17 protein-coding genes are annotated in these 23,741 nt (G+C 63.8%); 9 read left to right on the forward strand and 8 right to left on the reverse strand.

Features of this window, described 5'->3' with window-relative positions; translation table 11 throughout:
- Nucleotides 1-36: 36 nt before the first annotated feature.
- The 4 genes from EA187_RS07355 to EA187_RS07370 all read right to left on the reverse strand — a co-directional run bounded on the left by EA187_RS07355 (nt 37) and on the right by EA187_RS07370 (nt 5,007).
- Nucleotides 37-1,215 (reverse strand): hypothetical protein, encoded by a 1,179-nt coding sequence (locus tag EA187_RS07355; protein WP_115607678.1) that lies wholly within the window; start codon nt 1,213-1,215, stop codon nt 37-39.
- Between the two features lie 213 nt (nt 1,216-1,428).
- The gene (locus EA187_RS07360) at nt 1,429-2,796 is read right to left on the reverse strand and encodes a hypothetical protein (protein WP_127779812.1); all 1,368 of its coding nucleotides are present in this window, start codon (nt 2,794-2,796) and stop codon (nt 1,429-1,431) included.
- A gap of 118 nt (nt 2,797-2,914) precedes the next feature.
- On the reverse strand, nt 2,915-3,430 hold the full coding sequence (locus tag EA187_RS07365; RefSeq protein WP_115607674.1) for a 1,2-dihydroxy-3-keto-5-methylthiopentene dioxygenase: 516 nt from the start codon (nt 3,428-3,430) through the stop codon (nt 2,915-2,917).
- A gap of 242 nt (nt 3,431-3,672) precedes the next feature.
- Nucleotides 3,673-5,007 carry a carboxypeptidase-like regulatory domain-containing protein gene (locus EA187_RS07370; protein WP_164856085.1) on the reverse strand — a complete coding sequence of 445 codons (1,335 nt, stop codon included), beginning with the start codon at nt 5,005-5,007 and terminating at the stop codon, nt 3,673-3,675.
- Nucleotides 5,008-5,333: 326 nt separating this feature from the next.
- Between EA187_RS07370 and EA187_RS07375 the strand changes: the two genes are divergently transcribed.
- Nucleotides 5,334-7,286 carry a CRTAC1 family protein gene (locus EA187_RS07375; RefSeq protein ID WP_164856086.1) on the forward strand — a complete coding sequence of 651 codons (1,953 nt, stop codon included), beginning with the start codon at nt 5,334-5,336 and terminating at the stop codon, nt 7,284-7,286.
- A gap of 516 nt (nt 7,287-7,802) precedes the next feature.
- Here the strand turns inward: EA187_RS07375 and EA187_RS07380 are convergent.
- On the reverse strand, nt 7,803-9,890 hold the full coding sequence (locus EA187_RS07380; protein ID WP_127779815.1) for a class I SAM-dependent rRNA methyltransferase: 2,088 nt from the start codon (nt 9,888-9,890) through the stop codon (nt 7,803-7,805).
- A 444-nt stretch (nt 9,891-10,334) separates the two neighbouring features.
- Between EA187_RS07380 and EA187_RS07385 the strand changes: the two genes are divergently transcribed.
- Nucleotides 10,335-11,177 (forward strand): CPBP family intramembrane glutamic endopeptidase, encoded by an 843-nt coding sequence (locus tag EA187_RS07385; RefSeq protein WP_127779816.1) that lies wholly within the window; start codon nt 10,335-10,337, stop codon nt 11,175-11,177.
- Here the strand turns inward: EA187_RS07385 and EA187_RS07390 are convergent.
- Nucleotides 11,174-12,442, reverse strand: coding sequence for a hypothetical protein (locus EA187_RS07390; protein WP_127779817.1), 1,269 nt, complete (start codon nt 12,440-12,442; stop codon nt 11,174-11,176). The two genes, EA187_RS07385 and EA187_RS07390, sit on opposite strands and share 4 nt — an antisense overlap.
- Nucleotides 12,443-13,034: 592 nt before the next feature.
- On the opposite strand from EA187_RS07390, the gene EA187_RS07395 reads away from it, so the two are divergent.
- From EA187_RS07395 to egtD, 4 genes are all read left to right on the forward strand, one after another.
- A complete protein-coding gene (locus EA187_RS07395; RefSeq protein WP_164856087.1) occupies nt 13,035-14,018 on the forward strand; it encodes an FHA domain-containing protein in 984 nt (327 codons plus the stop codon).
- Nucleotides 14,015-15,565 (forward strand): PP2C family protein-serine/threonine phosphatase, encoded by a 1,551-nt coding sequence (locus EA187_RS07400; protein ID WP_127779819.1) that lies wholly within the window; start codon nt 14,015-14,017, stop codon nt 15,563-15,565. The genes EA187_RS07395 and EA187_RS07400 overlap by 4 nt, the downstream gene beginning before the upstream one ends.
- 88 nt (nt 15,566-15,653) lie before the next feature.
- A complete protein-coding gene (egtB, locus tag EA187_RS07405) occupies nt 15,654-16,946 on the forward strand; it encodes an ergothioneine biosynthesis protein EgtB (protein ID WP_127779820.1) in 1,293 nt (430 codons plus the stop codon).
- 44 nt (nt 16,947-16,990) lie between these two features.
- The gene (egtD, locus tag EA187_RS07410; protein ID WP_115607659.1) at nt 16,991-17,953 is read left to right on the forward strand and encodes an L-histidine N(alpha)-methyltransferase; all 963 of its coding nucleotides are present in this window, start codon (nt 16,991-16,993) and stop codon (nt 17,951-17,953) included.
- A 17-nt stretch (nt 17,954-17,970) separates the two neighbouring features.
- Here the strand turns inward: egtD and EA187_RS07415 are convergent, their stop codons facing one another.
- Together EA187_RS07415 and EA187_RS07420 are read right to left on the reverse strand one after the other, a co-directional pair.
- Nucleotides 17,971-18,855 carry a hypothetical protein gene (locus EA187_RS07415; protein ID WP_127779821.1) on the reverse strand — a complete coding sequence of 295 codons (885 nt, stop codon included), beginning with the start codon at nt 18,853-18,855 and terminating at the stop codon, nt 17,971-17,973.
- A gap of 59 nt (nt 18,856-18,914) precedes the next feature.
- Nucleotides 18,915-20,006: a hypothetical protein gene (locus EA187_RS07420; RefSeq protein ID WP_127779822.1), complete on the reverse strand. Its 1,092-nt coding sequence runs from the start codon at nt 20,004-20,006 to the stop codon at nt 18,915-18,917.
- 140 nt (nt 20,007-20,146) lie between these two features.
- On the opposite strand from EA187_RS07420, the gene EA187_RS07425 reads away from it, so the two are divergent.
- From EA187_RS07425 to EA187_RS07435, 3 genes are all read left to right on the forward strand, one after another.
- A complete protein-coding gene (locus EA187_RS07425; RefSeq protein ID WP_127779823.1) occupies nt 20,147-20,911 on the forward strand; it encodes a hypothetical protein in 765 nt (254 codons plus the stop codon).
- Between the two features lie 92 nt (nt 20,912-21,003).
- On the forward strand, nt 21,004-22,683 hold the full coding sequence (locus EA187_RS07430; protein WP_127779824.1) for a GspE/PulE/PilB domain-containing protein: 1,680 nt from the start codon (nt 21,004-21,006) through the stop codon (nt 22,681-22,683).
- Nucleotides 22,684-23,121: 438 nt separating this feature from the next.
- Nucleotides 23,122-23,454 (forward strand): HesB/IscA family protein, encoded by a 333-nt coding sequence (locus tag EA187_RS07435; RefSeq protein ID WP_115607652.1) that lies wholly within the window; start codon nt 23,122-23,124, stop codon nt 23,452-23,454.
- Nucleotides 23,455-23,741: the final 287 nt, after the last annotated feature.

Here is a 23,741-nt window from a genome sequence, read left to right on the forward strand (position 1 = left end):
AGCTTGGTTCTCGCGTCAGAGGCATCCAGGCGGGCTTTAACGTCCACCACGCTTGTTGACCAGCGTCTTGGCCATGCGTTGGACCTGGTGGGAGACGTTTCGATTGCGCGTTAAATCACGCAGCTCTTTGGTGCGAAGATGGTTCAAAAAGCTCATCACATCGCTGAGCGGTGTCTTCGGGTTCATCGTCAGACTGACCATCACATCGTAATGCCGCGTCCAATCGCGGTTCATCGCGATGTATTTAATGACACCCTCGGGAATCGATTTATTCGAGGCCAGCTGCCGAATATCCGCCGGGCGCAACCGCGGTGAGCGAATCGCCGCCAGGTGCACAAGTTTGTTGGAGTCTCGCACCAGGATGTTAATCGCCTCCTTGCTTCCCACCGACGCCAGGCGGATCTTCTGCGAGAGGTTCATCTGCGCAATCTGGCTGTAGAGGCTGCCCTTACGACGGCGCTCCTCAACAACCTCGTCCTCCTCATCCTCATCGTCGCCCATCAGCTCGCGTTGCATCCGCTCCCGCTCCGAGCGGGTCAGACTCGGATCATCGAGCTTCGAGAGCATCGCCTCCTCGGACTTGCGACGGGTCTGCTCCTGCTGCAACACCCCGGCAAAGGCCTCATCATCGAGTCCGCCCTCACTGCTCAGCGGCTCCCCGCTGCGCAACGCCTCCTCAAGCCCGGGAAGCCCCGACAGGTTCACGTCGTTGCGCCTGGCGAGATCGATGAGTTTATCGACCGTTGCCATCCGCGCACGCGTATTGGTGTAGAGCGCCTCAATGATCGCCGGGCTGCGCAAGACCCGCACCTGATTGTTGGCGATGATCTCGCACACCTCCGCGCTGGCCTCCTGGGCCAGGCGCACGATCGTGCGGTCATCCGTCGCCTTGTTGAGCGCAATGGCCTGCGCCACCGGCTCACTCGCTCGAAGCTCCGCCACCCAGTCAAGCACACCGGCCGGCTGATCGGCCTGCAACGCCGGCAACAACACCGCCTCGGGCATCCCGTCGAGCGCCTCGGTGACGGCCGGCGCCAGCGCCCCGTCAAAATGCAGCTGATAAAACACCCGAATCAACTGATCCGGCGGTGCCGGCACCATCCCGCGCGCCGCCATCATCTTCATCGGCGCCGGTGCCTGCGGCCCCACATGCGTTCGCAGATTCGGTGCAAAACTCTCCAGCGCCAGCGGCTGGCGTTCAAACTCCTCACTCATTGAGCGTCCCGGTCCTTAAATAATGCGTTCCCAGAGGGCTTTGGATTGCTACCTCCACCTTAAGTGCGCCCCCTACCTTTGGCAACGCGCCTTCCTCGTTCAAGCGCCTGGCACCCGCGCGACTCGATGAGATGCGATCGCCTGGCACCCCTGCTTTGCGAGCATGTTCGAACGCCTGGCACCCGAACATCGGCCCCCCGAATAACTCCGATATCATTCCTCCCGACCACGCCTTCTTGCCCCTGCAAACATCCCCACCAGCACCCACCACCACAAACGCTCCGGCGCACCACCGCCTCCTGCGACCACACACCCTCCCTCACCACCTCCATCTGCACCGGTGCCAGGCGACCGAACCGTCTCCTCCACCTCCAGCCGAAACTCCCTCAAGCTCTCATCGACCGAGATATACGTCAGCACCACCGGCTCACCATCCGCCCCGCTCACAAGCCCCAACTCCACGCCCACGGCCAACCTCTCCCAGTACCCCACCGCCAACCTCTCGCCATCATCCACGCTCCGAAGCTCAAGCACCCGCTGCCCGTCCGAGGCCTGCCGCAACGCGGCAATATAACCGGCCCCCACCCACCCCCGCGCCACGTCACTCAGCGGCACCCACCGACCCTCAAGCTCGCCATCAAACTCCAGCTCACGATCGAAGATCACCTCCCCCTCCCGCACCCGCGTCACACCGCTGACTGCCTCCCCCCGCACCCGCCAGAACACCACCACCGAACCATCGTCGAGCGTCCGCACACCTCCCACCACCTCGCGCCTCTCCCACGCGTCAATCGACGGTGAAAAGCTCTGCCAGCCTCCCGCACCGTCATAACTCCAGAGCTGCCTCCCCACCCCCTGCAGCTCCTTGAGCGTCACCCAGAACCCACCCGACGTATCGGCAGCAACATCATCGATCACCTCCCCCTGCCCCCCCTCCGGACGCGCTCCCACCACCATCACCTGGCCATCATCCACATTCACACCGTGCAGCTGCACCGTCTCCCGCAGACGCCCCCCCACTGACTCCTGCGCCTGAGTGAGCACCGCCACCATGCCGCTCACCGCATCAAAGGCCATCCCCCGCCCGGTCGCTTCCCACGCCCCCACATAGTCCTCATCCTCGGCAATCTGGCGATCTTCCACCGCCCAGACCTCCTCCCCGCTGCGCGCAATCCGCGCCACAAAACCCGTGGCCAGCCCCGCCGGAAGATCCATCCGATCCCCGCGCACCACAAACCCCGCCCCCCCGGGAAGCACGAACGCATCTTCACAGCGCGAGGGCGCTCCGGCCCGACGGTACCCATAGCTCAACGCCTCATCCTCATACGCGACCACCACCACACAACGGGACTCGAGCTCCTCGCCCGCACTCATCACCAGCAGTGTGGTGCCCTGACCATCGTCGCGCACCTGTGCAAGCCGCGGATCCACTCCGGTGGGCGCATCCCAACTTCGCAGCGAACGCGAGCTCAGCTCCTGCGCGCCGGCCACACTGCCCACCAGCATCACTGCTGCCAGCGCCACACCCCACACCCCGGCTCGCCATCTCGCCAGATTGATCTGCCCTGCCACCATCCTCATTCCCCTGCTCAACCCATAAAAAAAGCTCGCCGGCATAGCGCCGACGAGCTCTTATCATAACCTCATCCCCCCCGAGGGAAACCCGCGAAGTCGCCCACACAAGCCTCCCCCGAGAAACTCACTCGCGATAATGCGCCACCCAGCCGTCCTTCGACTCAAACACACGGATGCAGGTGATCGTCTTATCCTCGCACAGGTCAAACCAGTGCCAGGTCCCCTCCGGCACCACCAGAAGATCGCCAGGATGCACTTCCACATCAAAGACCTTGTCGTCTTCGCTGTGAATCGTGAACACCCCGCGACCATCGACCACAAAACGCACCTCATCCTCGGTGTGCTCATGCTCCTTGTCGAACTTCGCCAGCAGCGTATCCAGGTTCGGCGTCTCGGGCGTCAGCGCGATCACGTCGGCCGACTGATAGCCTCCACGCTCTTTGAGCGCGGCAATCTCGTCGGCGAACACTTTGAGGATGCGCTCCTGCTCGCTCTCGGCCTGCATCGCGCGAGCCTCCTCGGTGTGCAGCTTGGAGATATCCCAACGCTCGTAGCCCAGCCCGTACACCTTCACAAACGCGTCGATCGCCGCCGCGTCCGTCAACACCTCATCCGTCCCACGCACTCGCAACTCGGCCATCGCCTTCCTCCTGATCACATCGTTTATGACCCGCTTATGCGGGCCGGGCGTCTTCGCATCAAAGACGCCGGTTAATCCCTATCACTCGGCTGGGTTTTACCTGCAGCAGCATCCTCGCCGCAAGCCATGCCCTCAAACTTTCAACGCCCTCCCTCTCTTCCCCGCAACACTCAAAATAAACGCGCCGCCGATACCCACCGACGACGCGTTTTTTCAATCCCTATTCACAGCGCACGCGCCGATCAGAGCCGGAAGATCAAAAACTCCAGGATCCGCTGCATATCCTCACCCAGGTTGCTCTGCTCCTTGTTGTGGAACGACGTAAACACCACCGTCCCATAATTGGGCTGCTCGCGCTGCGTCACCAGGAGCGGCGAATCCTGCACAACTGACGTGCCCGTCTGAGCCGCACCACAGCTCGGAGTGCACCGGGACACATCTCCGCTGAAATGCACCTGGGCGTTCGGCCCGACCGAGCGCGCCACCACCCACTGCACGTCACCCGACGAGAACTGAATGCTCGCCGTCGAACCGTTCAACAAGGTCTGCATCTCCGTCGAATCCACCGACGCATTCACGGTCTGCGGCGCCGACCCCACCCGGGCCTCCGACAGCGTCGACCCCTCAAACGCAATCATTCCCTCAAACACCTCGCTGATAAACGGGTGTGCCCAGTCCGAGACGTAGAGGCTGTTGCCGTTGGCCACAAAGTCACGCAGGTTCTGCGCGATAAGCGTCATATCCGCCCCCCGCGACTGTAAATCTCCCCAGAGCGTGCCGCACTCAATAAACAGAATCCGGAAGTAGTTCAGCTGGGCCGGATTCTCCAAAAAATGTTTGGCGCGATCCACCCCCGTCGAACCAAACACCGACGCGTCCTGCCCCATCAACGTGTACTCCAGATCCAGGCTCTGCAAGATCTGGCGCACGTTATCATACTGCCCCTGCAACACCGCGATGGGCACCTCACTGGCGTCCACGCACAACTTATCGGCATCCGCCGTCAGATCGGTGGTCTGCCCGTTGTACACCGTCACCTGGCGGGTGTTCGAGAACGACCCGGAGCTCACCTCCACCTCGTGCAACCCCGCCGGAACATCGGCAAACTCAAAGGTGCCATCGCTGCCGGTGCGGGTGCTCATCTCAAAGGGCTCACCCTCACAGTTCACACCTCGAATCGTGGCGTTGGCCGCCGCCAACACCTGACCGTTGGTCGCACACGCCCGAGCGATCAGCTGGCCCGGGCCGCAATCTTCCGGCGGCTCCACAACATCGCCACCGCCGTCCGGCTCACCGGCGTCCAACCCTCCATCGGGGTTGCCGCTATCTTCAGGCACATCCACTTCCGGCGCATCATCCGGCGAACCGCTGTCTTGATTACCGGCATCCTGCTCAGGGTCCCGGCCAACATCCTGACCCGGCCCCGTCGGCACACACAGACCGCTGACCGGGTTAAGCTGCATCCCCGGCTGACATGCATCCTGCTCGCCATCGAGCACATCTTCGGCGCACCCCGCTCCCAGGCTCAGCGCTCCCACACACATCAGCCCGATCATCCACCGCTTGATCACCTTCATAGCTTCCTCATAACGTGTATCATCCCTCCACCCCACACCTGCGCGCTTTTCAGGTTCCAGCACATCGTCCACCGGACACATCGGCGCAGCATCGCCGGGCGGCGAGTCTCATCTTTTTTCCTGAGCAATCTCAAGCGACGTAGATTAGCAATTCCTTAGTTTCTCTGCAATTCCCCCGCAAAACGCGTCACTTATCCTCCTCACCTTCCTGACCGATCGATAAGTCCTGCTTGAATCCCTGACGCGACGCCCTCACCATAGGCCCATGGCCATCACCGTGCGTCTGAAACATGACGCCCCAGCTCCTCAGACCGGCTGAGCCCCTCATGCACACCATCTCCCTGCGCCTTACCAGCATCGCGCTACTCGTAAGCGCCACGCTCCCCGCCTTCTCCTGCTCCTCCGGCCCGGCCGCATGCGCCGACGACGACGTCGCCTGCCAGCTCAACATCGCTCCGGTCTGCGAGACGTCCAGCTCCGCCTGGTCGCCTGGCACCCCGATCTTCAAAGACGTCTCCGAGCAGGCCGGCACACCCGCCCTTGGGGCGGTCGGCACCCGCATCTCTGTGGCCGATGTCAACCACGATGGCCTGCCCGACATCCTGGCGCGCCGCCCCGGCGGCGCCTCCGACGACTTCTCCGAAGAAGGCACCCGCCACACCTGGCTGCTTATCAACCGGGGCGACGGCACCTTCGAAGACGCCACCGAATCCTCCGGACTCCTCGCCACCCGCACCCCCTCCGACCCGCCACGCCCCGTTGAGACCGTCGCCTTCGGCGACGTCAACAACGATGGCTTCCTCGATGTGGTCACCGCCTTCACCAACACGTCCTCGCCACTCTCCGACCAGGGCGCCGAAGTGATGCTCGGCGACGGCCAGGGCGGCTTTACGCTGGGTCCTGTCTCACTCGCGCTGCAGAAGGCCGGAGAGCTCAGCGTACGTGGCGGCCTCTCACTCACTGACATCGACCGCGATGGCAACCTCGACCTCTGGATCGCCAACGGTGCCGCCGGCGCCGACGGCCCTCAGCAAGACCAGCTTCTCAAAGGCGACGGCCAGGGCGCCTTTGCCGACATCACCGCCGAGGCAGGCCTTACCACCGAGCCCTGGACGATCGGTGCCCTCAACGAAGCCCGCGCCCACTCCAACGCCTGGTCCGGCGCGGCCTGCGACCTCAACAACGACGGCACCCCCGAGCTCCTCGCCGCCTCCTACGGCCGCGCCCCCAACCACCTCTGGCTCGGCTCCCAAACCAACGGCAATCTCGCCTTCACCAACCACGCCATCCTCTCAGGCTACGCCTTCGACGATCGCACCGACTGGAGCGACAACGAGTCCGCACGCTGCTTCTGCAAACTCAACCGCAGCGCACAAGACTGCGCCGAGGTCCCCGATCCCCGCGTAGTCTGTGAATCCCAGGCCGACATCCTGCGCTGGAACCACGCCCAGGATCGCAACCCCTTCCGCCTTGGCGGAAACAGCGGCACCACCCTCTGCGCCGACCTCAACAACGACGGCCACCTCGATCTTTTCACCACCGAGATCGTGCACTGGGACGTCGGCTCCTCATCCGACCCCTCCGAGATCCTCTACAACACCGGCGGCGACACACTCCGCTTTGAGCGCCCTGGTCCTGAGTTCACCGGCCTCGACCGTCCGCGCCAGACAACCTTCGACGACGGCGACATCACCGCCGCCACACTCGACTTCGACAACGACGGCCGCCTCGACATCCTCATCGCCTCCACCGACTACCCCGGCACCCGCGCGCACCTCTACCACCAGCAACCCGACGCCACCTTCGTGCTCGTCAGCCCCGAAGAGGGCATCGACCTGACCAGCGCCCACGGTGTGGCCACCGCGGACTTCAACCGCGACGGCGCCCTCGATCTGGTCGTCGGCCACTCCCGAAACCGCTGCTCCTCCGGCGACCACTGCCGGGAGTCCGCTCACGTGCGCATCTTCGAGAACACACTTCCCCCCGACAACTGGCTGCAAATCCAACTCGAAGGAGCCCCTGGCATCAACACAAGCGCCATCGGTGCCCACATCACCCTCACAACCCCCGACCACACTCAACTCGCGGAGGTCCAGGGCGGCCACGGCCACTACGGCATGCAAAACGATCTCACGCAGCATTTCGGCCTGGGCGACCACTGTCAGGCCGAGGTCACCGTGCGCTGGCCCGACGCCGAGCTCACCACCGAGACCTACACCCTTCCGGCCGGCTATCGTTTCGTGCTGAGCCCCGGAGCACCTCCCAGGGTCGCCCCCTGATCGAACGCCTGGCACCCGTACGCTTGCATGATCGAACGCCTGGCACCCGTACGCTTGCATGATCGAACGCCTGGCACCCGTACGCTTGCATGATCGAACGCCTGGCACCCGTACGCTTGCATGATCGAACGCCTGGCACCCTCACGAAGATCGATGCCCTGGCACCCTCACGAAGATCGATGCCCTGGCACCCTCACGAAGATCGATGCCCTGGCACCCGTACGCTTGCATGATCGAACGCCTGGCACCCGTACGCTTGCATGATCGAACGCCTGGCACCCTCACGCTTGCATGATCGAATGCCTGGCACCCTCACGGAGATCGATGCCCTGGCACCCCGGTCGCGCTCAACCTGAGCGAACGCCTGGCACAACATCGTGTTGCCCCGCGTCTTACACCCCCGATCATCAACGTTCCAGAGCGACATCCAGCAAGGAGCAAGGGGGCCACTGCAGGAGCACAACCAACACGTCCTCAGCAGCAACGCGGACTTCGTGCTGGCACGTTGATGCCACCTCAATTACACCGCACCCATCCCCCCTCAAACGAATCCCCCTCCACAAACCCTTTCCTCTGCGGATAATCCTTCCCCGGACCGGCCTCCTGCCAATCGCCCACCTCCCGCCCGACGTCCTCCGCCGCCGCCCGCACAAGCTCCTTAAGCTCGACGTTGCGTTTGCGATCGTTTCGACACACCAGCATTGAGCCGCCCGGCTTGAGCACCGAAAAACAATCTGCCAGCACCGCCTGATAGTCCCGACGTACCGACCAGAACGCCCCGCTGCCTGCGGCTGCTGTCGGCGGATCGACAATGATCCCGTCAAAGAGCTCTCCGGCATCGACCGCCTGCTTTAAATAGTCGCGCGCATCCATCGCCTCATTCTGGTGCCCCTCCACCCCCAACCCGTTGAGTTGGAGATTCTCATCGAGCCAGCGCAGATAGCGTCTGGAAAGGTCCACATTCACCGTCGCTGCCCCGACCTTCGCCAGCGCCACGCTGAACGCGCCGGTGTGGCAGAAGAGGTTAAGCCAGCGCTGTCCCTCACCGGCACGTCGCTGCGCCTCCAGGCGATTGTCGCGTTGGTCGGCAAAAAAGCCCACGTCGATCCCCTCCCAGGGCTCCACCCGGTACTTAAGCCCCGACTCCTTGACCACGAGACTTCCCCCCGGCTTCAAATATCCCCCGCCGCGCCGTACCACCTCGGCCCGGGGCAACTTCCCCTCGGCCTCACGCACATCGCGCATATGCTCTACCGAAAGAATCATCGCGTCCCGGTCATGAGCCGCCAGCGCCTCATACACCGCCGGGGCCAGCCCGCGCCCACAGCGCCCGGTGATCGTCACCCTCATCACACTGCCCATCTGGTCGACCAGCACCCCCGGCAACCCGTCGGCCTCCCCGTGCACCACCCGGAACACATCGGTTTGACCCAGCTCTCGGTACAACGCCCCGCGCCTGGCCACCGCCTCATCGACTCGCAGTCCCACCTCTTCGTCGATCTTCTCGGCGGCCTCGGCCTCATCGCCCCAGTAGCGCGCCACGATCTCGCCAGTGCCATCAACCACCGCATACACCTTCGAGGGCCCCTTCGGCCCCACCAGGCGCACAGGTGCCCCGGGCTCCATCCCGTCGATCGAGCCCGTATGGCGATCGCGCAATACCCAGGGATGCTTACCTGCCTCAAGAAACTCCAGACTTTTGCCCGACACCTCGAGCGTCCCGACCGCCGTCGTCACCTTCACACCCTTTTTAAACGCCTGTGGCGTCGGACACACCGGAATCGACGGCCGCCATGAACGCAAGCTCGGCCAGCTGTTCGCAAAATCCTCCCCACCAAAGAGGGCACCCAGCCTCAACCTCACCCCGCCCTCCACTGCATAACCGCCCCGCTCCACATCCCCCAGCACTGGCGAGCCCCCCCGGGCCAGCGCTTCAAGCACCCCCTGATAGATGCCCCGCTCCGGGGCCTCTCCAAACTCAACGCTCAGCTGAACCTCCGCCAGCCCCTCCCACGTCATCGTGATCGCATAGCTGACCTTCGCCCCCGATGCCTCCCATACCCCGGTGGCATGCAGCGGCCGCGGCACAATCGCCACCCACGTCTGCTGAACCTCACCCCGCCATAACTTCGCCTCCAACCCCTCGGCTCGCGACGCACTCGTCGCCAGAAGCCACGGCCCGCCCGCGTTACTCGGAGCCTCCCACACCGGCGTAAAACCCTGCCGATCGACCCCCAGCATATCCGCCAGAAAGAGCACCGGATCCATCGGATCTTCCGGGTTAATGGCCCCGGCCATACCCACCGGCTTCTCCACCACCACCCACCCATCGCCCCACAGCAACGCCTCGGCCTCCGGCAGCCCGTAGACCTCCTCCCCATCGCCAACCTCAACCTCGACCTTTGCCCCAAACCCCACGATCTGAGTGGCCTTAAAACAGGTCGCCCCATTGACCTGCACCTCCCCTGCCGCAAAAAGTGCCTCAACCTGCTCACCAGTACCCTGCGGCCAGGCCCGCCGCACCCACTGCCCCACCGGCGTGCGCTGCTCCTCCCCCTCCATCGGCACCAAAAACGTCAGGCTCTTTCCCATCTTCTCACCCATCGGCGTCGGTTGACATCTTGCCCCCTCCCCATCGCCGCCGCACCGGCAACGCTGCAAAAGGCGCTTTCTCCGGCGTCATACCCCCCCACCCCTCACCTCGACAAGATCCCCGACCTCACCCTACGACTTTTCCTGCACCCCGCTCTGCCTTAACTTCAAAGCGTCGCGGATGACGCCGGGGCAATTGCCTGGCACCCGCACGCTCCCTTGATCGAACGCCTGGCACCCGCACGCTCCCTTGTTAGAACGCCTGGCACCCGCACACTCCCTTGATCGAACGCCTGGCACCCGCACACTCCCTTGATCGAACGCCTGGCACCCGCACGCTCCCTTGATCGAACGCCTGGCACCCGATCGTGTCGCATCGCCTGGCACCCTTCCACCCCCAGACCACTCGCGTTAATCTGCCTCGCGGCGACCACCTCCTACTTACTCGGCGCACCAATGACCCCCGACGAAAAACGCATCCTCTACTGGCGCCCGATCGCCCTCTTCGTGGCCGCGTTCATCGGCCTCAACCTCTTCGGGGCCTTCGGCTACCTTGCCAGCCTCAACACCTACGTCGTCCTCATCCTCTCGCAGGTCCTGGTCGTCCTGGGAATCGCCCTGGCATACCGGCGTTTTGTGGCAACCAACGCCCCCGGCTGGCCGCGCCTCTCCCCCCGCGGCCTCTCCCCGCTGGCACTCGTCCTCACCATTTTGGCTGCCGTCACCCTGGGATTCTTCTCCAACCTCCTGGGGGCGCTGATCGTCGAACTCGTCCCCGGCATGCGTGAGATCGCCGAGAACTACCAACAAACCGTCGAAGATCTCCTCCTCCCCGACGATGCCTTCTCGCAGATTCTGGGCGCTGTGGCCGTAGCTCTGGTCGCCCCCATCTGCGAAGAGTTCCTCTTCCGTGCCACCATCCTCCCCGAGCTTGCCCGCACGCGACGAGCCCGCAACGCCATCATCCTCAACGGCATCCTCTTCGGCGCTATGCACGCCAACCCCATGGCGTTTATCCCCCTCTCCATCGTGGGCATTTTTCTGGCACATCTCACCCTGAGCAGCGGCGGCGTCTTCCTGGCCATCCTCGCCCACGCCGCCCTCAATACCGCTAACGGCGTCGTCCTCCCCCGCATCGCCCACCTTGCCGACACCACCCCCGAAGACGCCGGTCTGCTCAGCACCCTGAAAGCCCTGGCCCTGATCACCCCGCTGGCCATCTTCTTCTGGTGGTCGATTCATCGCGAACTCAAGCGAATCTCGCCGAGTTCATCCCCTGACTCGTCCCCTTCCCCCTAAAACTCGTCGCTGGCCTCATCCACCGCGGCCTCCACCTCATCAAGCTCGAGCCACTCCACATAGCGCGAGACTACAAAGTCGTCGGCCAACACATCTGCCATCGCGCGCCTCCCTCCCGTCCAACGCCGCGCCCCGCATAACCACAGCGGCATCCCATCCTGCGGCTCGCACATCTCCAGCTCCGCCAGCTCCGAGTACGCATAACGCGGCTGCATCTGGCGCTGCACATCGATCACCCCCAGGTAGGCGAACGCCCGCTCATCGTACTCCTGGCGATCCCCAAACATAATCCGGCATGTCTTCAGCCACCGGTAATGCACGTACGCATCGGTCGGCCGCAGCCCCACCCGCGCGATCCTCGCCAGGCGCTGAGCCACATCGTCGCGGACACGGGCATCGGGCGAGTTCATCATTCGGCACATCGAAAAAAGCGCCCCCAATCGCAAGTCCACATCATAGTCCGGAAGCCCTTCGGCCTCGACCACTCGCCACGCCGCTGGCTGCCCGTACTCAGCCAACCTCCCCAACGCCGCGCTCATCTCCAACAGCACCTCCACCTCGGGTGAGCCCTCCAGCTGACGATCGATCATCGCCAGCACATCCCCCCCCTGAGCCGGTGAAATCTGTCGGGTGAGCTTCAAACAACTCGTAGGCAGGCTGCCCTGCTGGAGCGCCGCACACCCCCGCAACCAACGATAAAAACGCTCCGTCTCCGGACGATCGCGCTCCTCACGCATCGCATCGACCACCTCGGCCACCAGAAGTTGATGCGCGCCACCTTCAACCTCGGCCCAGAATCCATCCATCGAACGAGCTAGCTCCCCCTCAAATCGCTCCCCGAGGTAACCCCGCACAAGGCAGGTCCACGGTGCGCGCTCACTGCGCCTGCTCACCACCAACGCCAGCGTATCCCACTCCGGCGCATCCGCTCCGGACTCTTCCACATGCCAGCTGCAGATCTTCTCGGTGAGCGCCCGCGGCCCAAACTCAAGCGCCCGCAAACGTTCCTCTTCGTCCAACGCTCCCACGTCGACCGCGTTCACATCCCACTTCGAGAATGCCTCACTCGCAACGTGCGCCTGACGCTCCGCCGGTGAAAGTTCGGCCAGCGGGTCGACCTGCTCTCCTTGCTGCGGCACCACCCACACCCCCCACCCTAACACCGCCACCGTCAATGAGAGCGCAAGCCCACCCCACAACCCTGCATCGAGCTCCCCCTCGCGCTGCGCCTCTTCACCCGGCGCTGGAATCACCAACTTCGCCATCACCTACTCCCAGAACTCGAGCTTCGCTCGATGCTACCGCAACTTCTCGCTATCGCGGCCATCCTATCGACGCCCCCCTTCTCTGTCGACCGGGCGCAACGCGATCGAGCGCCTGGCACCCGAACTTCTCCTTCATGTCAGAGCGCCTGGCACCCGAACCGCTCCTTCATGTCCGAGCGCCTGGCACCCGAACCGCTCCTTCACCTCCGAGCGCCTGGCACCCGAACCGCTCCTTCATGTCAGAGCGCCTGGCACCCGAACTTCTCCTTCATGTCAGAGCGCCTGGCACCCGAACTTCTCCTTCATGTCAGAGCGCCTGGCACCCGAACCGCTCCTTCATGTCCGAGCGCCTGGCACCCGAACTTCTCCTTCATGTCAGAGCGCCTGGCACCCGAACCGCTCCTTCATGTCCGAGCGCCTGGCACCCGAACCGCTCCTTCATGTCCGAGCGCCTGGCACCCGAACTTCTCCTTCATGTCAGAGCGCCTGGCACCCCATACTTTTCTTGCCCACACAGGCTCCCCCCCCTACCATCATCCTCGAACTCTTCAGTGATGCACCACCGACCGGCCCTCGCGCCCAACGGAGCTTCATGACCCGGCCGAAGTCCAACGATTGCTCCCCACGACACGCCGTCGTCAAGCGCACATCGAGCCCTTTTGACCTCGACGTGTTGCGCGGCTGGTCCGAAGAACGCGATCCGGCTCTTGCCAGCCCCCATGCCCTCTCCGCTCTGGCCACCCTTCACCAACGTGACGCTTCCAACACTCCCATCGCCTCCTATCCCATCTTCGGCCCGGCGATCTTACTGGGGCGCTTTCACTCGCAACACTCCCCGGTCGATCTTCTCTTGGACAGCCTCCAGGACCACCAGACGTACCGCCTCGGCTCCCCCCACGCCCATCTCGAATGGCTCCCCTCCGGCCAATGGGGTGTTCAAGCGCTCGCTCCTCAATCCCCCACCCTCCTCAACGACGAACGCATCGACACCCTGGCGACCGCCCGCGAACTGCGAGCCGGCGACCGCATCACGCTCGGTGTAACGACCTTCGAGTTCGAACCTCACGACATCACGCGGGAGCACCACCAGCACCAACTCGACACGCTTCTCACCAGCTGCCGCCCGCCGGCGCTTTTTTTGATGCGTAGTGGCGCGCCCGCCGGCCCCTGCCACCCTCTCGATCCACAACGCTCCTTAACCCTGGGACGCTCCTACCCCCCGGCCAGAGTTCTGCCCAACTCCCACCACTGGCCCCCTCGGCCGGAGCACTTCTGGGACCTGAGCGGCTTGCCGGACATCGAGCGAAAGTTCGTCGCCTTCCAACACGCACGCCTCTTCTTTAAAGAGCAACGCTGGCATATCGAACCTCTCTCAACTCGCCAGCGCACCTACGTTAACCGCATTCCCATCAACGTCCCGACGGCGCTGGAGCCCGGCGACGAGCTCGGCCTTGGCTCCGCCCTCTTCCACCTCCAACTCCCCACAACCCACGTTCTTCCCCGGCGCAACATCACCCCTCCACGCCCCATCAACTGGAGCGAAGGACACCCCCCGGCTGAGGATCCTCAACGATGAGCGCCAGGCCAGACCCTCCGATCGCAATCCTGCCCTCCGAGCCCGATGCGCCCACCGCCTCCATCCTTCAGGGCTCAAACGCTCAGCCCTACCTGCGCTGGTCGGGACCCGCTGACTGGCTCCATGACGTCCGCGAGGCTTTCGCTCCTCCGGGGCACCCATGCCTCCCATCAACCACAGACGTACGCGACGAAACATCCCTCGCTCTCAAACTTCCTTCCCCGGACGCTCAACCCTTCGACGCCTGGGCCTGGCGAAACCTCGCCGACCACAAGGCTGTCGACGCTCTCCTGAACCTCACCCGCGCCATTCAACAACTTCATCACCGTGGATGGACACTTCGAGGCCTGCGCACAGAAGATCTCCTCCTCGACACCTCTCGCGGCACCCTCCTGATCGCCGCTGCTCCTCGCCTCGCGCCCATGCCGCGAACCCCCGACAATGAGACCATCTGGCGCGACATCCGCGTCTTCGCCAAACTCGCCTACGAGAACTTCCTCGGCCACGAGTATCCCGGAGGCCATCACCTGGTCACCCTTCTCCAGGACCGCAACGCCCTGCGCGACGTTGGCCTCACACACCCGGCTCTCCCCCAGCTGCTCGCCGGCTGTGTCACCCCCTACGGCGACCTCGCCTACCGCCACACCGACGAACTCCTCGGCGGCCTCACACACCTGCGCACTGAACTCACACGCCCCTTGCAACTCGAAATCGCCTCGCGCTCCACCCAGGGAAACTACCTCTTCCGTCAAAACAACCAGGACAGCTGCGGGCACATCCTCCTCGACACGGTCTGCGATTCCCAGACCCACCGCATGGGATTTTTCTGTGTCGCCGACGGCATCGGAGGCATCCAGGACGGTGCAGCCGCCAGCACCGCCGCCGTACGCGCGGCCTGCGCCGCCTTCATGCGCGCCTGGGAGCACGCCCCACCCCATGACATCCTCAACGCCCCCACCGAGCTTGCCCGTGCGATCGCCCGCGTCACAAGCCAACATCTGGCCCTTTACGGCGAATTCTCCCCCGATCAAAACCGCGGCGGCACAACCTTCACCGGTCTGGTCATCGCTGGCGAATACGCTGGCCTCTGCCACGTCGGCGACTCCCGCGCCTGGCTGCTACGCGACCAACACCTCTTCACTCTCTCCGAAGATCACACCCTGGCCAACATCTTCGAAAAACTCGACCACATCCCCTCACCTGCCGAACGCGACGCCAGCCATCGCACCATCGCCCGCTTCCTGAGCACCGGCACCGAACTTGACGACGCCCGCATCGACACCTTCAGAAACGACCTCCCGGACCTCCTCAACCAGCCCGATCTTCCCTCCCGCGGGCTTCGCCTCCAGGACGGCGACCTCCTCATCTTGACCACCGATGGCGCACACGGCGAGCTGAGCAACAAAGATTTACATTCCCTCGCCCGGACCCACTACAACGCTCCAGACGCCCTCTGCGAAGCCATCGTCCACAACGCCCTCACACGCGTCGGAAAAGACAACAGCACCGCCATGGTGATCCGCCTGAGCCGACGCACATCAGCCTGACGCTGAACATCTTTTTACTTGTCCATCTCCAGCTCGCTCCTAGTTTGGCTGTACTCGTTTTCAGCCATCCCTCTTTTTGGGAGCATCTATGCGTGGGGACACATCCCGCTCGCCGGTCCTCGATCGGCGGCCTGATATCGACGCCACCGTCGCGCGCTTTCGTGACGTGCGAGGCACCACCGAACGCCTCGCCGAACCGATCCCGGCCGAAGATCAGGTCGTTCAGTCCATGGCCGATGCCAGCCCCACCAAATGGCATCGCGCCCACACAAGCTGGTTCTTTGAAACCTTTGTCCTGGCACCCCACCTGCCCGGCTACCAGCCTTTCCATCCTCGCTTCGCCCTGCTCTTTAACTCCTATTATCAGGGCGCCGGACCTCAATACCCACGCCACCTCCGGGGCACCCTGGGCCGCCCTACCTGCGACGAGATCGCCCGCTACCGTCGCCACGTCGACAGCGCCGTTGAGCATCTTTTTGCCTCTCACCCCGACCGCCTGGACGATGTCACTCCCTTGATCGAAGTCGGCCTGGAACACGAGCGTCAGCATCAAGAACTCTTACTCACCGATATCAAACACGCGCTCGCCACACATCCGCTCCAACCCGCCTACAACGACCTGAGCGAGGCCCCACACCAGGAACCCATGCCTCTGCGCTGGCGATCCTACAGCGGTGGCGTCTACCGCATCGGGCACTCCGATACCCTCAAAACCTTCGCCTTCGACAACGAGCGCCCCCGCCACGGCGTCTTCCTGGAGCCCTTTGCCCTTGCCGACCGTCTCATGACCAACGGCGAAGTACTCAACTTCATCGAGGACGGCGGCTACGATGACCCGCGCTGGTGGCTCTCCGCCGGCTGGGACCTCGTTCAGCGCGAAGGCTGGCGCTCCCCCCTCTACTGGCAGAACATCGACGAGCAGTGGCACACCTTCACCCTCGGCGGCCCGCGCCAACTCCGCCTCGATGAACCCGCCTGCCACCTGAGCTTCTTCGAGGCCGACGCCTACGCGCGCTGGGCCGGAGCCCGTCTCCCTACCGAGGCCGAATGGGAGGTCGCCTGCGCAGAGCTCCCCCTCCACGGCAACCTCCTGGAGAGCAAGGCACTTCACCCCCGCCCCGCCCCTGAAGCCTCCTCCAACGCGCTCCGACAAACCTTCGGCGACGTCTGGGAGTGGACCGCCAGCCCTTACTCCCCCTACCCCGGCTTTGAGCCCTGGTCGGCAACCCTGGGCGAGTACAACGGCAAGTTCATGTGCAACCAATTCGTCTTACGCGGTGGCTCCTGCCTGACCGCGACGGACCATATCCGACCGACCTATCGAAACTTTTTTCCGCCTCAGGCCCGCTGGCAATGCACCGGCATTCGTCTGGCCCGCTGATATCCCCGAATAGTTCCCTGATACTCTCTGCGTGTGAGCCTTTCATGAGCCTTGATACCACCCCCTTCCCCTCCCCAGCATCGCGCTTCCTTGCGGACGTCGTCGATGGTCTGACTCGTTCTCAAAAATACCTGCCCTGCAAATACCTCTATGACGATCGCGGCTCCCAGCTTTTTAACGCCATCTGCGAGCTTCCCGAGTATTACCCCACACGCACCGAACTCGCCCTCACCGAACGCTTCGCCCCGGAGATCGCTCAGCGCATCGGCGAGAGCGCAAATCTCATTGAACTCGGCGCTGGTAGTGGAACTAAAACACGGGCGCTGCTCGCACACCTCGAAGATCCGGCCGCCTACATCCCGGTTGATATCTCCTCGCATGAGCTCTCACGCTGCGTGCGCGCGATCTCCTCACAGTTCCCCCAACTCACCGTGAAGCCGGTCGTGGCCGACTATACCGGAGACTGGTCCTTGCCTCGCCTGGCCCGAAGCGCCCGCTCGCTCTTCTACTTTCCCGGCTCCACCATCGGTAACTTTGAGCCGGCCGCAGCGCGCGACTTCCTCGCCCAGAAAGCCGCCCTCGCCGGCAATGACGGCGCCCTGCTCATCGGCGTCGATCTCAAAAAAGACCCCGCCATTCTCGAAGCCGCCTACAATGACCGCGCCGGCATCACCGCTGAGTTCAACCTCAACCTGCTGCGGCGCATCAACCGCGAGCTCAACGCCGACTTCGCGCTGCACGACTTCCGCCACCAGGCCGTCTACAACGCCGAGGAAGGTCGCGTCGAAATGCACCTGATCAGCGTCCGCGACCAGCAAATCGCCCTGCCCGGTCACACCATCGAGTTCCAAAAGGGCGAGTCCATCATCACGGAACATTCCTACAAATACGCCATCCAGGAGTTCGCAAGACTCGCGGAAGACTCCCACTGGCGCACCCGCTCATTCTGGATCGACCCCGACGGCCTTTTCAGCCTCTGGTATCTGGAGACCACAGAGATGCACTGATGCCCTCGACCCTGCTCTTACTCAAAACTCCCGGGCATACCTCGCGGCCAGAACACGCTCCGAGCCGGATACTCATCGAGTTGACGCTCACGCCACTCACCGCCGTGGCGCGCCGGCCACAACCCGACCCGTTCGGCCTCCGAGGCCTCCCACACCGAAGATTGATGATGATCAAACTCCGGACTCACAAACGCCGCACCAGTGACCTGCTCCCACAAGACCTGCTGCAACGCGGCGACAACCCGGTTCTCCGGTTGAGCCCACGCTGCAGCATCTGCAGGCTCCGCCTGAGCATCCGCCGCTCCCATTCCCTCCCAGCTCGCTCCATCCTTGCGCCAGAGCATCGCCAACCCGGCCGATTCTTCCACCGCGGGCTCTACCCGCACGCGCCACTCCGAGACACCTTCTCCTGGCACACCCGACGCCTCCACCCATACCCCCGGGCCCACCTCCTTCATCGAGAAGATGCGCAGCACCACACCTTCGCGCCCCCCGTCAGCTCGCATAAAAAAGCTCAGCTCAAAACGCGTGGTCTCATTCAACGGGTCCAGAACCATCAGCGCCATCTGCACCGCTTCCGCTGCCGGGCTCGCCCCTTGCCGATCACGCAACGGCCACAGCCCGTGAAACACCACATCCCAAACCTGCTCCCGAAACACCGGGTCCACGACGTCCCAGGCCTCAAACACCACGACCTCAGCATCGTCACGAAGCCCCAGAGGCCACATCTTTTCAACGGGCCGGGCCTCCCATCCCATCCACCCCACGCGCTCATCCTCCAGCCCCAGCAACCCGCCCTCCAGGCGCCCCGATGACCGCTCAACCGGCGCGCCGCTCGCACATCCCGCCGCAACCATCAGCCCCAACAACCACACCCGGCCTGTCCATCGGCCTAACGCCATCGCCACTCCTTCCAACCTGCATCATCACAACCACACGATCCGCTCGCCGACCTTTACGCCTAGTCCTGACCGCCAGCACGATACGCTACACTCAACCCGAGCACCTGCCGACCATACGCCTCACCCACTCCAAACTCCTGCGCATAAAGATCATAGCGAAGCTCCACCTCCCAGTTCTCAGCAACCTGACGTGCCACGGCAACCACAAACGCGTTTCGGTTCTCATCGTCGATCACAAACGTCTCATCGATCAGAACCGGGTCTTCATATCGCGTCCGCTGAACCTCTGCCCGACCCGAAACGAAGATCTCCCACGGTCCGGGCAGGGTCAATGAGGCCTCCACCTGATGGCGACGCAACCCCTGCCCGTAAGAATTGGATTGGTTGCGCTGATAGGCATACCCCAGCTCCGCCACCAACCAACGCCGATAACTCACCCCAGCCTGGACCACGTCGAATACGTCGGCGCGCCGCGCGCCTTCCTCCCAATCCAGGGTCTGATTCCCTCGCAGACGCAGCGGCTCACCCTCAAACCCTCGCCAACTTCGACTCCAGGCAGCCCGCGCCCACATATCCGAACGCAAGCGAAACGCCGCACCTGCCTGCACCATCGGTCCCTGACTGCTCACCTCCGGTTGCGGCTTAAATCCGAAATAGCGCCACCCTCCTCCCCCCCACATCCGCAACGGTCCCCCCGACCACATCACCTGCCCGCTTGCTCCCGCCCTCACATAATCACGTACGCTGACCCGCTCACTGCGATCTTTGACATCCCCCGACGCGCTCACCGCCAGCCCCGACTCAAACCAGCGCGCCCCCGCCACCTGCGCCGCACTCAAAAACGCATCGGCCTCACGCGCCCCCCAGAACACCTTTCCACCGTGCTGGACCTGCCCCCGCACCTGACCTCGTTCTCCCACATCCGACTCAAGCTCAAGCTCCCCATAATAGCGTGTCAGCCCATCGCCCGCGCTGCCCGCCCCCTCTTCCCGGGACGGATTGCTGTCATACTCACTGCCCGCGCGCACCGCCGCCTCCCAGCGAGCCTCCTGCGCCCCGGCCTCAACGCTGAGGCACAGGCCGACCACCCACACCCCGATCCCCGCCCCATGTGCGATCGCCCGAATCAAACACTCCCTTATGGCAACCACCCTCGACTCGTCCTATGCTGACCGCGCACCATCTGCAGTGAGACTCGAAATCACAACTTCCTTATCTTTGCCCCAAGACGACCATGTTCCCTGGCGCTTTTCAACGCTGCTCTCGTGCTCTTCTGCTCACCGGGATCCTGATGCTGGCAGTCGCCTGCACCAAAACCATCCCACCGCCGGACAACGCACTCGAAGATCCTGCGGAGCTGCGCGCGGCCATCGACCAGCGCTACGCCCACGTCAACGACGCCCGCTTCAAAGAAGTCACCCTGGAGTACTTCGGCGAGGGCGAACGCGTCCGCGTCCGACAACTTATCCTCGTTCAGAAACCCGCCAACCTCCGCGTGCAGACACGTTTGCCCGGCTCCGACGAAATCCTCAACCTCCTGGTCAGCGACGGCGAAACATTCGCCATGCACCAGCGCGATACAAACGATTACTACACCGGCAATCCCACCCGTGAGAACATCAACCGTCTGCTCCCCGTCGATCTCTCCGGCGCCGACGTCGTCCGCGTGATGTTCGGCGGTGCCCCCTGGGACCGCTTTGATCGCGAGCCTGGCATCGACGCCCTCGACTGGGACCGCCGCCGCGGCCTCTACAGACTCAGCCGCACGACCGCCTCCGGGGGTACCCTCTCACTCTTTGTTCGCCACACCGACTTCGCCGTCACCGAAGTCCTGGAACAAGGCCCCGACGAGCATACCCTTTACCGTTACACCACCGAGGGCTGGCGCGATCTCGGCGAGTTGGTGATGCCTGCTTACCGTCGCTTTATATGGCCTGACCGTGATCTTGACTTCTCTCTGGATGTGCGTGAGACTCAACTTAACATTTCGCTGCAACAACCTCTCTTCGAGCTTCCGCCACCCGCCGGGAGTCGAGTCATCGACGTCAATGGCTGAGCCTCTTTTCAAAGGCTCGTTGACCCTGCGGCCCAGGCCTCAACGCCCTCATCGGGCCGCGCCCCCCGTCAGATCCCAGGACAGCGTTCTCGATGATTGACGACGCTCAGCTCATCCCCCAGCTGCTCGCTGCGGGTCTCGTCGACCAGACTCGCCTGCAACATGGCTTGCGCCTCGCGCAACGCGATGCAGCATCGCTCTACGACGTCTTGATCTTCCACAAGATCGTCGACGAGCGCGCGCTGGTGAAGATCGCCTCCAACCTCCTCAACGTCCCCTGCCTGCATCTCGAAGAGACCGCCATCCACGTGGAGATGGCCCACCTGGTTCCCGCCCCCATCGCCCATCGCAGCCGCACCCTGCCGGTTCGCTTCGTGGATGATGGCGGAAACCGCGTGCTCCTGCTGGCCATGGCCGACCCCATTGACGTCATGGCGATGGATGAAGTCGCCAGCCATACCGGCGTCAACATCCGCCCGGTGCTCGTCGGCCCGGCCGACCTGCGGCGCGCTCTCGACGATCTTTACGCCCGCGCCGACGCCGAAGCCCTGCCCAGATCCACCACCGTGGAGCATCACAGCGGCCTCTTTGCTGCCTTCGACCAACCCGATGACCAGGTGCCTGCCGACGACGATCCTGTCATCGATCTCGGCGATCCCATCGATGAGCCCGTCCCTGGCTTCGGCACCTCCGCCCGGGTTCCCCCCGACGACAGCTGGGCCGCCTTTTTCGACAACGCCCGCGATCTGGGTGCCGAAGAGAGCTCGGTGATCTCGCAGGAGATGCGCGATCGCCCCCCCACCGACATGTTTGAGGTGGTCGAAGAAGACCTCGACGATCTCGACGATGAGCTGGGCTTCGGTGGCGAACCTCTCCCCTCCTTGCTCGAAGAGTCTGTGGGCACCTCATTGGGCCACCACCTGCCCCTGGACGAATGGGAGCTTGACGACGACTTCGACTCCCCGGCTCCCCTCGCCCATGAAGACCCCGACTCACAGGCTCCTCGCGGCTTTAAGCTCGACAGCTCCGAGGCCAACCGCACTCAGATCGGAGTTGGCCTGCGCGGCCTGGGCCTCGGCTTCGCCGAGCCCCCCGACGAAGAGGTGATGCCTCTTCACACCATGGACGTCGAGCTCCTCTCCATCGAAGAAGAACTCAACGAGCCCGAGAGCGAGATTCCCCCGCTCCCCCCCGGCGACCTCGAAGACCTCGAAGATAGCCAGGCTCCGGAAGATACCCGGCAGCTCGACACGCCTGATGCCTCACCGCAACGGGGGACTTCCGCGCCATCAGATCCGCCCCTCTCACTAAAAGAGAAACTCTCCCTCACCGCTCCCTCCGCGGCCAGAAGTATCTACAACGCCCTCTCCGACAGCCCCGACAGCCCCGACGCCGCTCCAGATAGAGACGCGGCGGACGGAGCCGAAGGCCGCCAGTCGGATGCCCCCGAAGCCGATGAGCGCGAAGGAGTCAGCAAGCTCGGTCGCATCCAGGTCAAGCGCATCGCCGTACCCCGCTTCGGTGGCGCCATCGAAAAACGCAGCGATCTCGACGCCCGACGCGCAGACGCCTCCGATGCTCCCCTCTTCGGTGCCGAAGATGATGCCGACAACGCCGACAACGCTTCGATGAACGACTCAGCCGCCCCTCTGAACATCCCCGACGACGTCGACGCCGCCCTGCTCGCCAGGGCCGCGCTGACCCTCCTCGTGGAACATAACCTGGTCTCCGCCGAAGAGATCCACGCCCTCATCGCGAAGCTGAGAAACTAGGCGTTCGCCCAGGCCCGCAGACGCGAGAGCGCCTTGATGCCCGGCCCCGGCTCCTCGGCAACCAGTCCCCTCAACAACCTGTCCGCCCCCGAAGGCTCGCCAGGGGCCATGCCAGGGGCCATCGCGCAGGCCCCCCGGCTCTCCGTCGCAGAACCCGATCGCCATCACAAAACTGGCGATCCTGATTGCCCACTCGAGCGCCACCCTTTCGCGCTGCGCCCCCTGCCCTGCGCTAACATCCTGGCTCCCTGGAGCGATCCCCTCTCATCCCGCCAACTTCGGAATGCCCCCCCTTCCTGCAGCGTTGTCGCAAGGACGCGAGCCCTGCCCACGTCCTTGACCTCGCCAGGGCTCCATCTTAACTTCCATCAGGGCGCGTTCCAACCTGCGCCCCGCATCACACCAGACCCTCCGGCGGTCTTTTTTCAGGAGCTTCCCATGATCGGCATCACTCCCCTGGCGGCCGACAAGGCCCGCAAAATGATGGTGGACAATAACCTCTCCCCCGAGGCCAACAACGGCATCCGCATCGGTGTCAAATCCGGCGGTTGCTCCGGTCTCAACTACGTCCTCGACATCGTCGACAGCCCCGCTGACAACGATCGCGTCTTTGAACGCAACGGCGTCAAGATCTTCTGTGACCCCCGCAGCTACCTCTACCTCAACGGCACCGAGATCGACTTTGAAGACTCCGTGATGGGCGGGGGCTTCAAATTCAACAATCCCAACGCCCGCCGCTCCTGCGGCTGCGGAACGAGTTTCGCGGTCTGATCGAACGCCTGGCACCCGGGTCAGCACGTTCGAATGCCTGGCACCCGATCAGCAGCACCCGGGTCAGCACGTTCGAACGCCTGGCACCCGGGTCAGCACGTTCGAATGCCTGGCACCCGATCAGCAGCACCCGGGTCAGCACGTTCGAACGCCTGGCACCCGGGTCAGCACGTTCGAATGCCTGGCACCCGGCACGTTCGAACGCCTGGCACCCGGCACGTTCGAACGCCTGGCACCCGGGTCAGCACGTTCGAACGCCTGGCACTCCGATATTGCGTTCGACGTTA

Source organism: Lujinxingia sediminis (assembly GCF_004005565.1).
Classification (GTDB): domain Bacteria; phylum Myxococcota_A; class Bradymonadia; order Bradymonadales; family Bradymonadaceae; genus Lujinxingia; species Lujinxingia sediminis.

What these genes read in the sequence shown, in the direction of transcription:
- EA187_RS07380 (WP_127779815.1), bottom strand. Translation starts at nt 9,890, where the DNA reads ATGGGTGAGAAGATGGGAAAGAGCCTGACGTTTTTGGTGCCGATGGAG.
- EA187_RS07355 (WP_115607678.1), bottom strand. Translation starts at nt 1,215, where the DNA reads ATGAGTGAGGAGTTTGAACGCCAGCCGCTGGCGCTGGAGAGTTTTGCA.
- EA187_RS07360 (WP_127779812.1), bottom strand. Translation starts at nt 2,796, where the DNA reads ATGAGGATGGTGGCAGGGCAGATCAATCTGGCGAGATGGCGAGCCGGG.
- egtB (WP_127779820.1), top strand. Translation starts at nt 15,654, where the DNA reads ATGCGTGGGGACACATCCCGCTCGCCGGTCCTCGATCGGCGGCCTGAT.
- EA187_RS07375 (WP_164856086.1), top strand. Translation starts at nt 5,334, where the DNA reads ATGCACACCATCTCCCTGCGCCTTACCAGCATCGCGCTACTCGTAAGC.
- EA187_RS07370 (WP_164856085.1), bottom strand. Translation starts at nt 5,007, where the DNA reads ATGAAGGTGATCAAGCGGTGGATGATCGGGCTGATGTGTGTGGGAGCG.
- EA187_RS07425 (WP_127779823.1), top strand. Translation starts at nt 20,147, where the DNA reads ATGCTGGCAGTCGCCTGCACCAAAACCATCCCACCGCCGGACAACGCA.
- EA187_RS07385 (WP_127779816.1), top strand. Translation starts at nt 10,335, where the DNA reads ATGACCCCCGACGAAAAACGCATCCTCTACTGGCGCCCGATCGCCCTC.
- EA187_RS07395 (WP_164856087.1), top strand. Translation starts at nt 13,035, where the DNA reads ATGACCCGGCCGAAGTCCAACGATTGCTCCCCACGACACGCCGTCGTC.
- EA187_RS07365 (WP_115607674.1), bottom strand. Translation starts at nt 3,430, where the DNA reads ATGGCCGAGTTGCGAGTGCGTGGGACGGATGAGGTGTTGACGGACGCG.
- EA187_RS07430 (WP_127779824.1), top strand. Translation starts at nt 21,004, where the DNA reads ATGATTGACGACGCTCAGCTCATCCCCCAGCTGCTCGCTGCGGGTCTC.
- egtD (WP_115607659.1), top strand. Translation starts at nt 16,991, where the DNA reads ATGAGCCTTGATACCACCCCCTTCCCCTCCCCAGCATCGCGCTTCCTT.
- EA187_RS07400 (WP_127779819.1), top strand. Translation starts at nt 14,015, where the DNA reads ATGAGCGCCAGGCCAGACCCTCCGATCGCAATCCTGCCCTCCGAGCCC.
- EA187_RS07435 (WP_115607652.1), top strand. Translation starts at nt 23,122, where the DNA reads ATGATCGGCATCACTCCCCTGGCGGCCGACAAGGCCCGCAAAATGATG.
- EA187_RS07390 (WP_127779817.1), bottom strand. Translation starts at nt 12,442, where the DNA reads ATGGCGAAGTTGGTGATTCCAGCGCCGGGTGAAGAGGCGCAGCGCGAG.
- EA187_RS07415 (WP_127779821.1), bottom strand. Translation starts at nt 18,855, where the DNA reads ATGGCGTTAGGCCGATGGACAGGCCGGGTGTGGTTGTTGGGGCTGATG.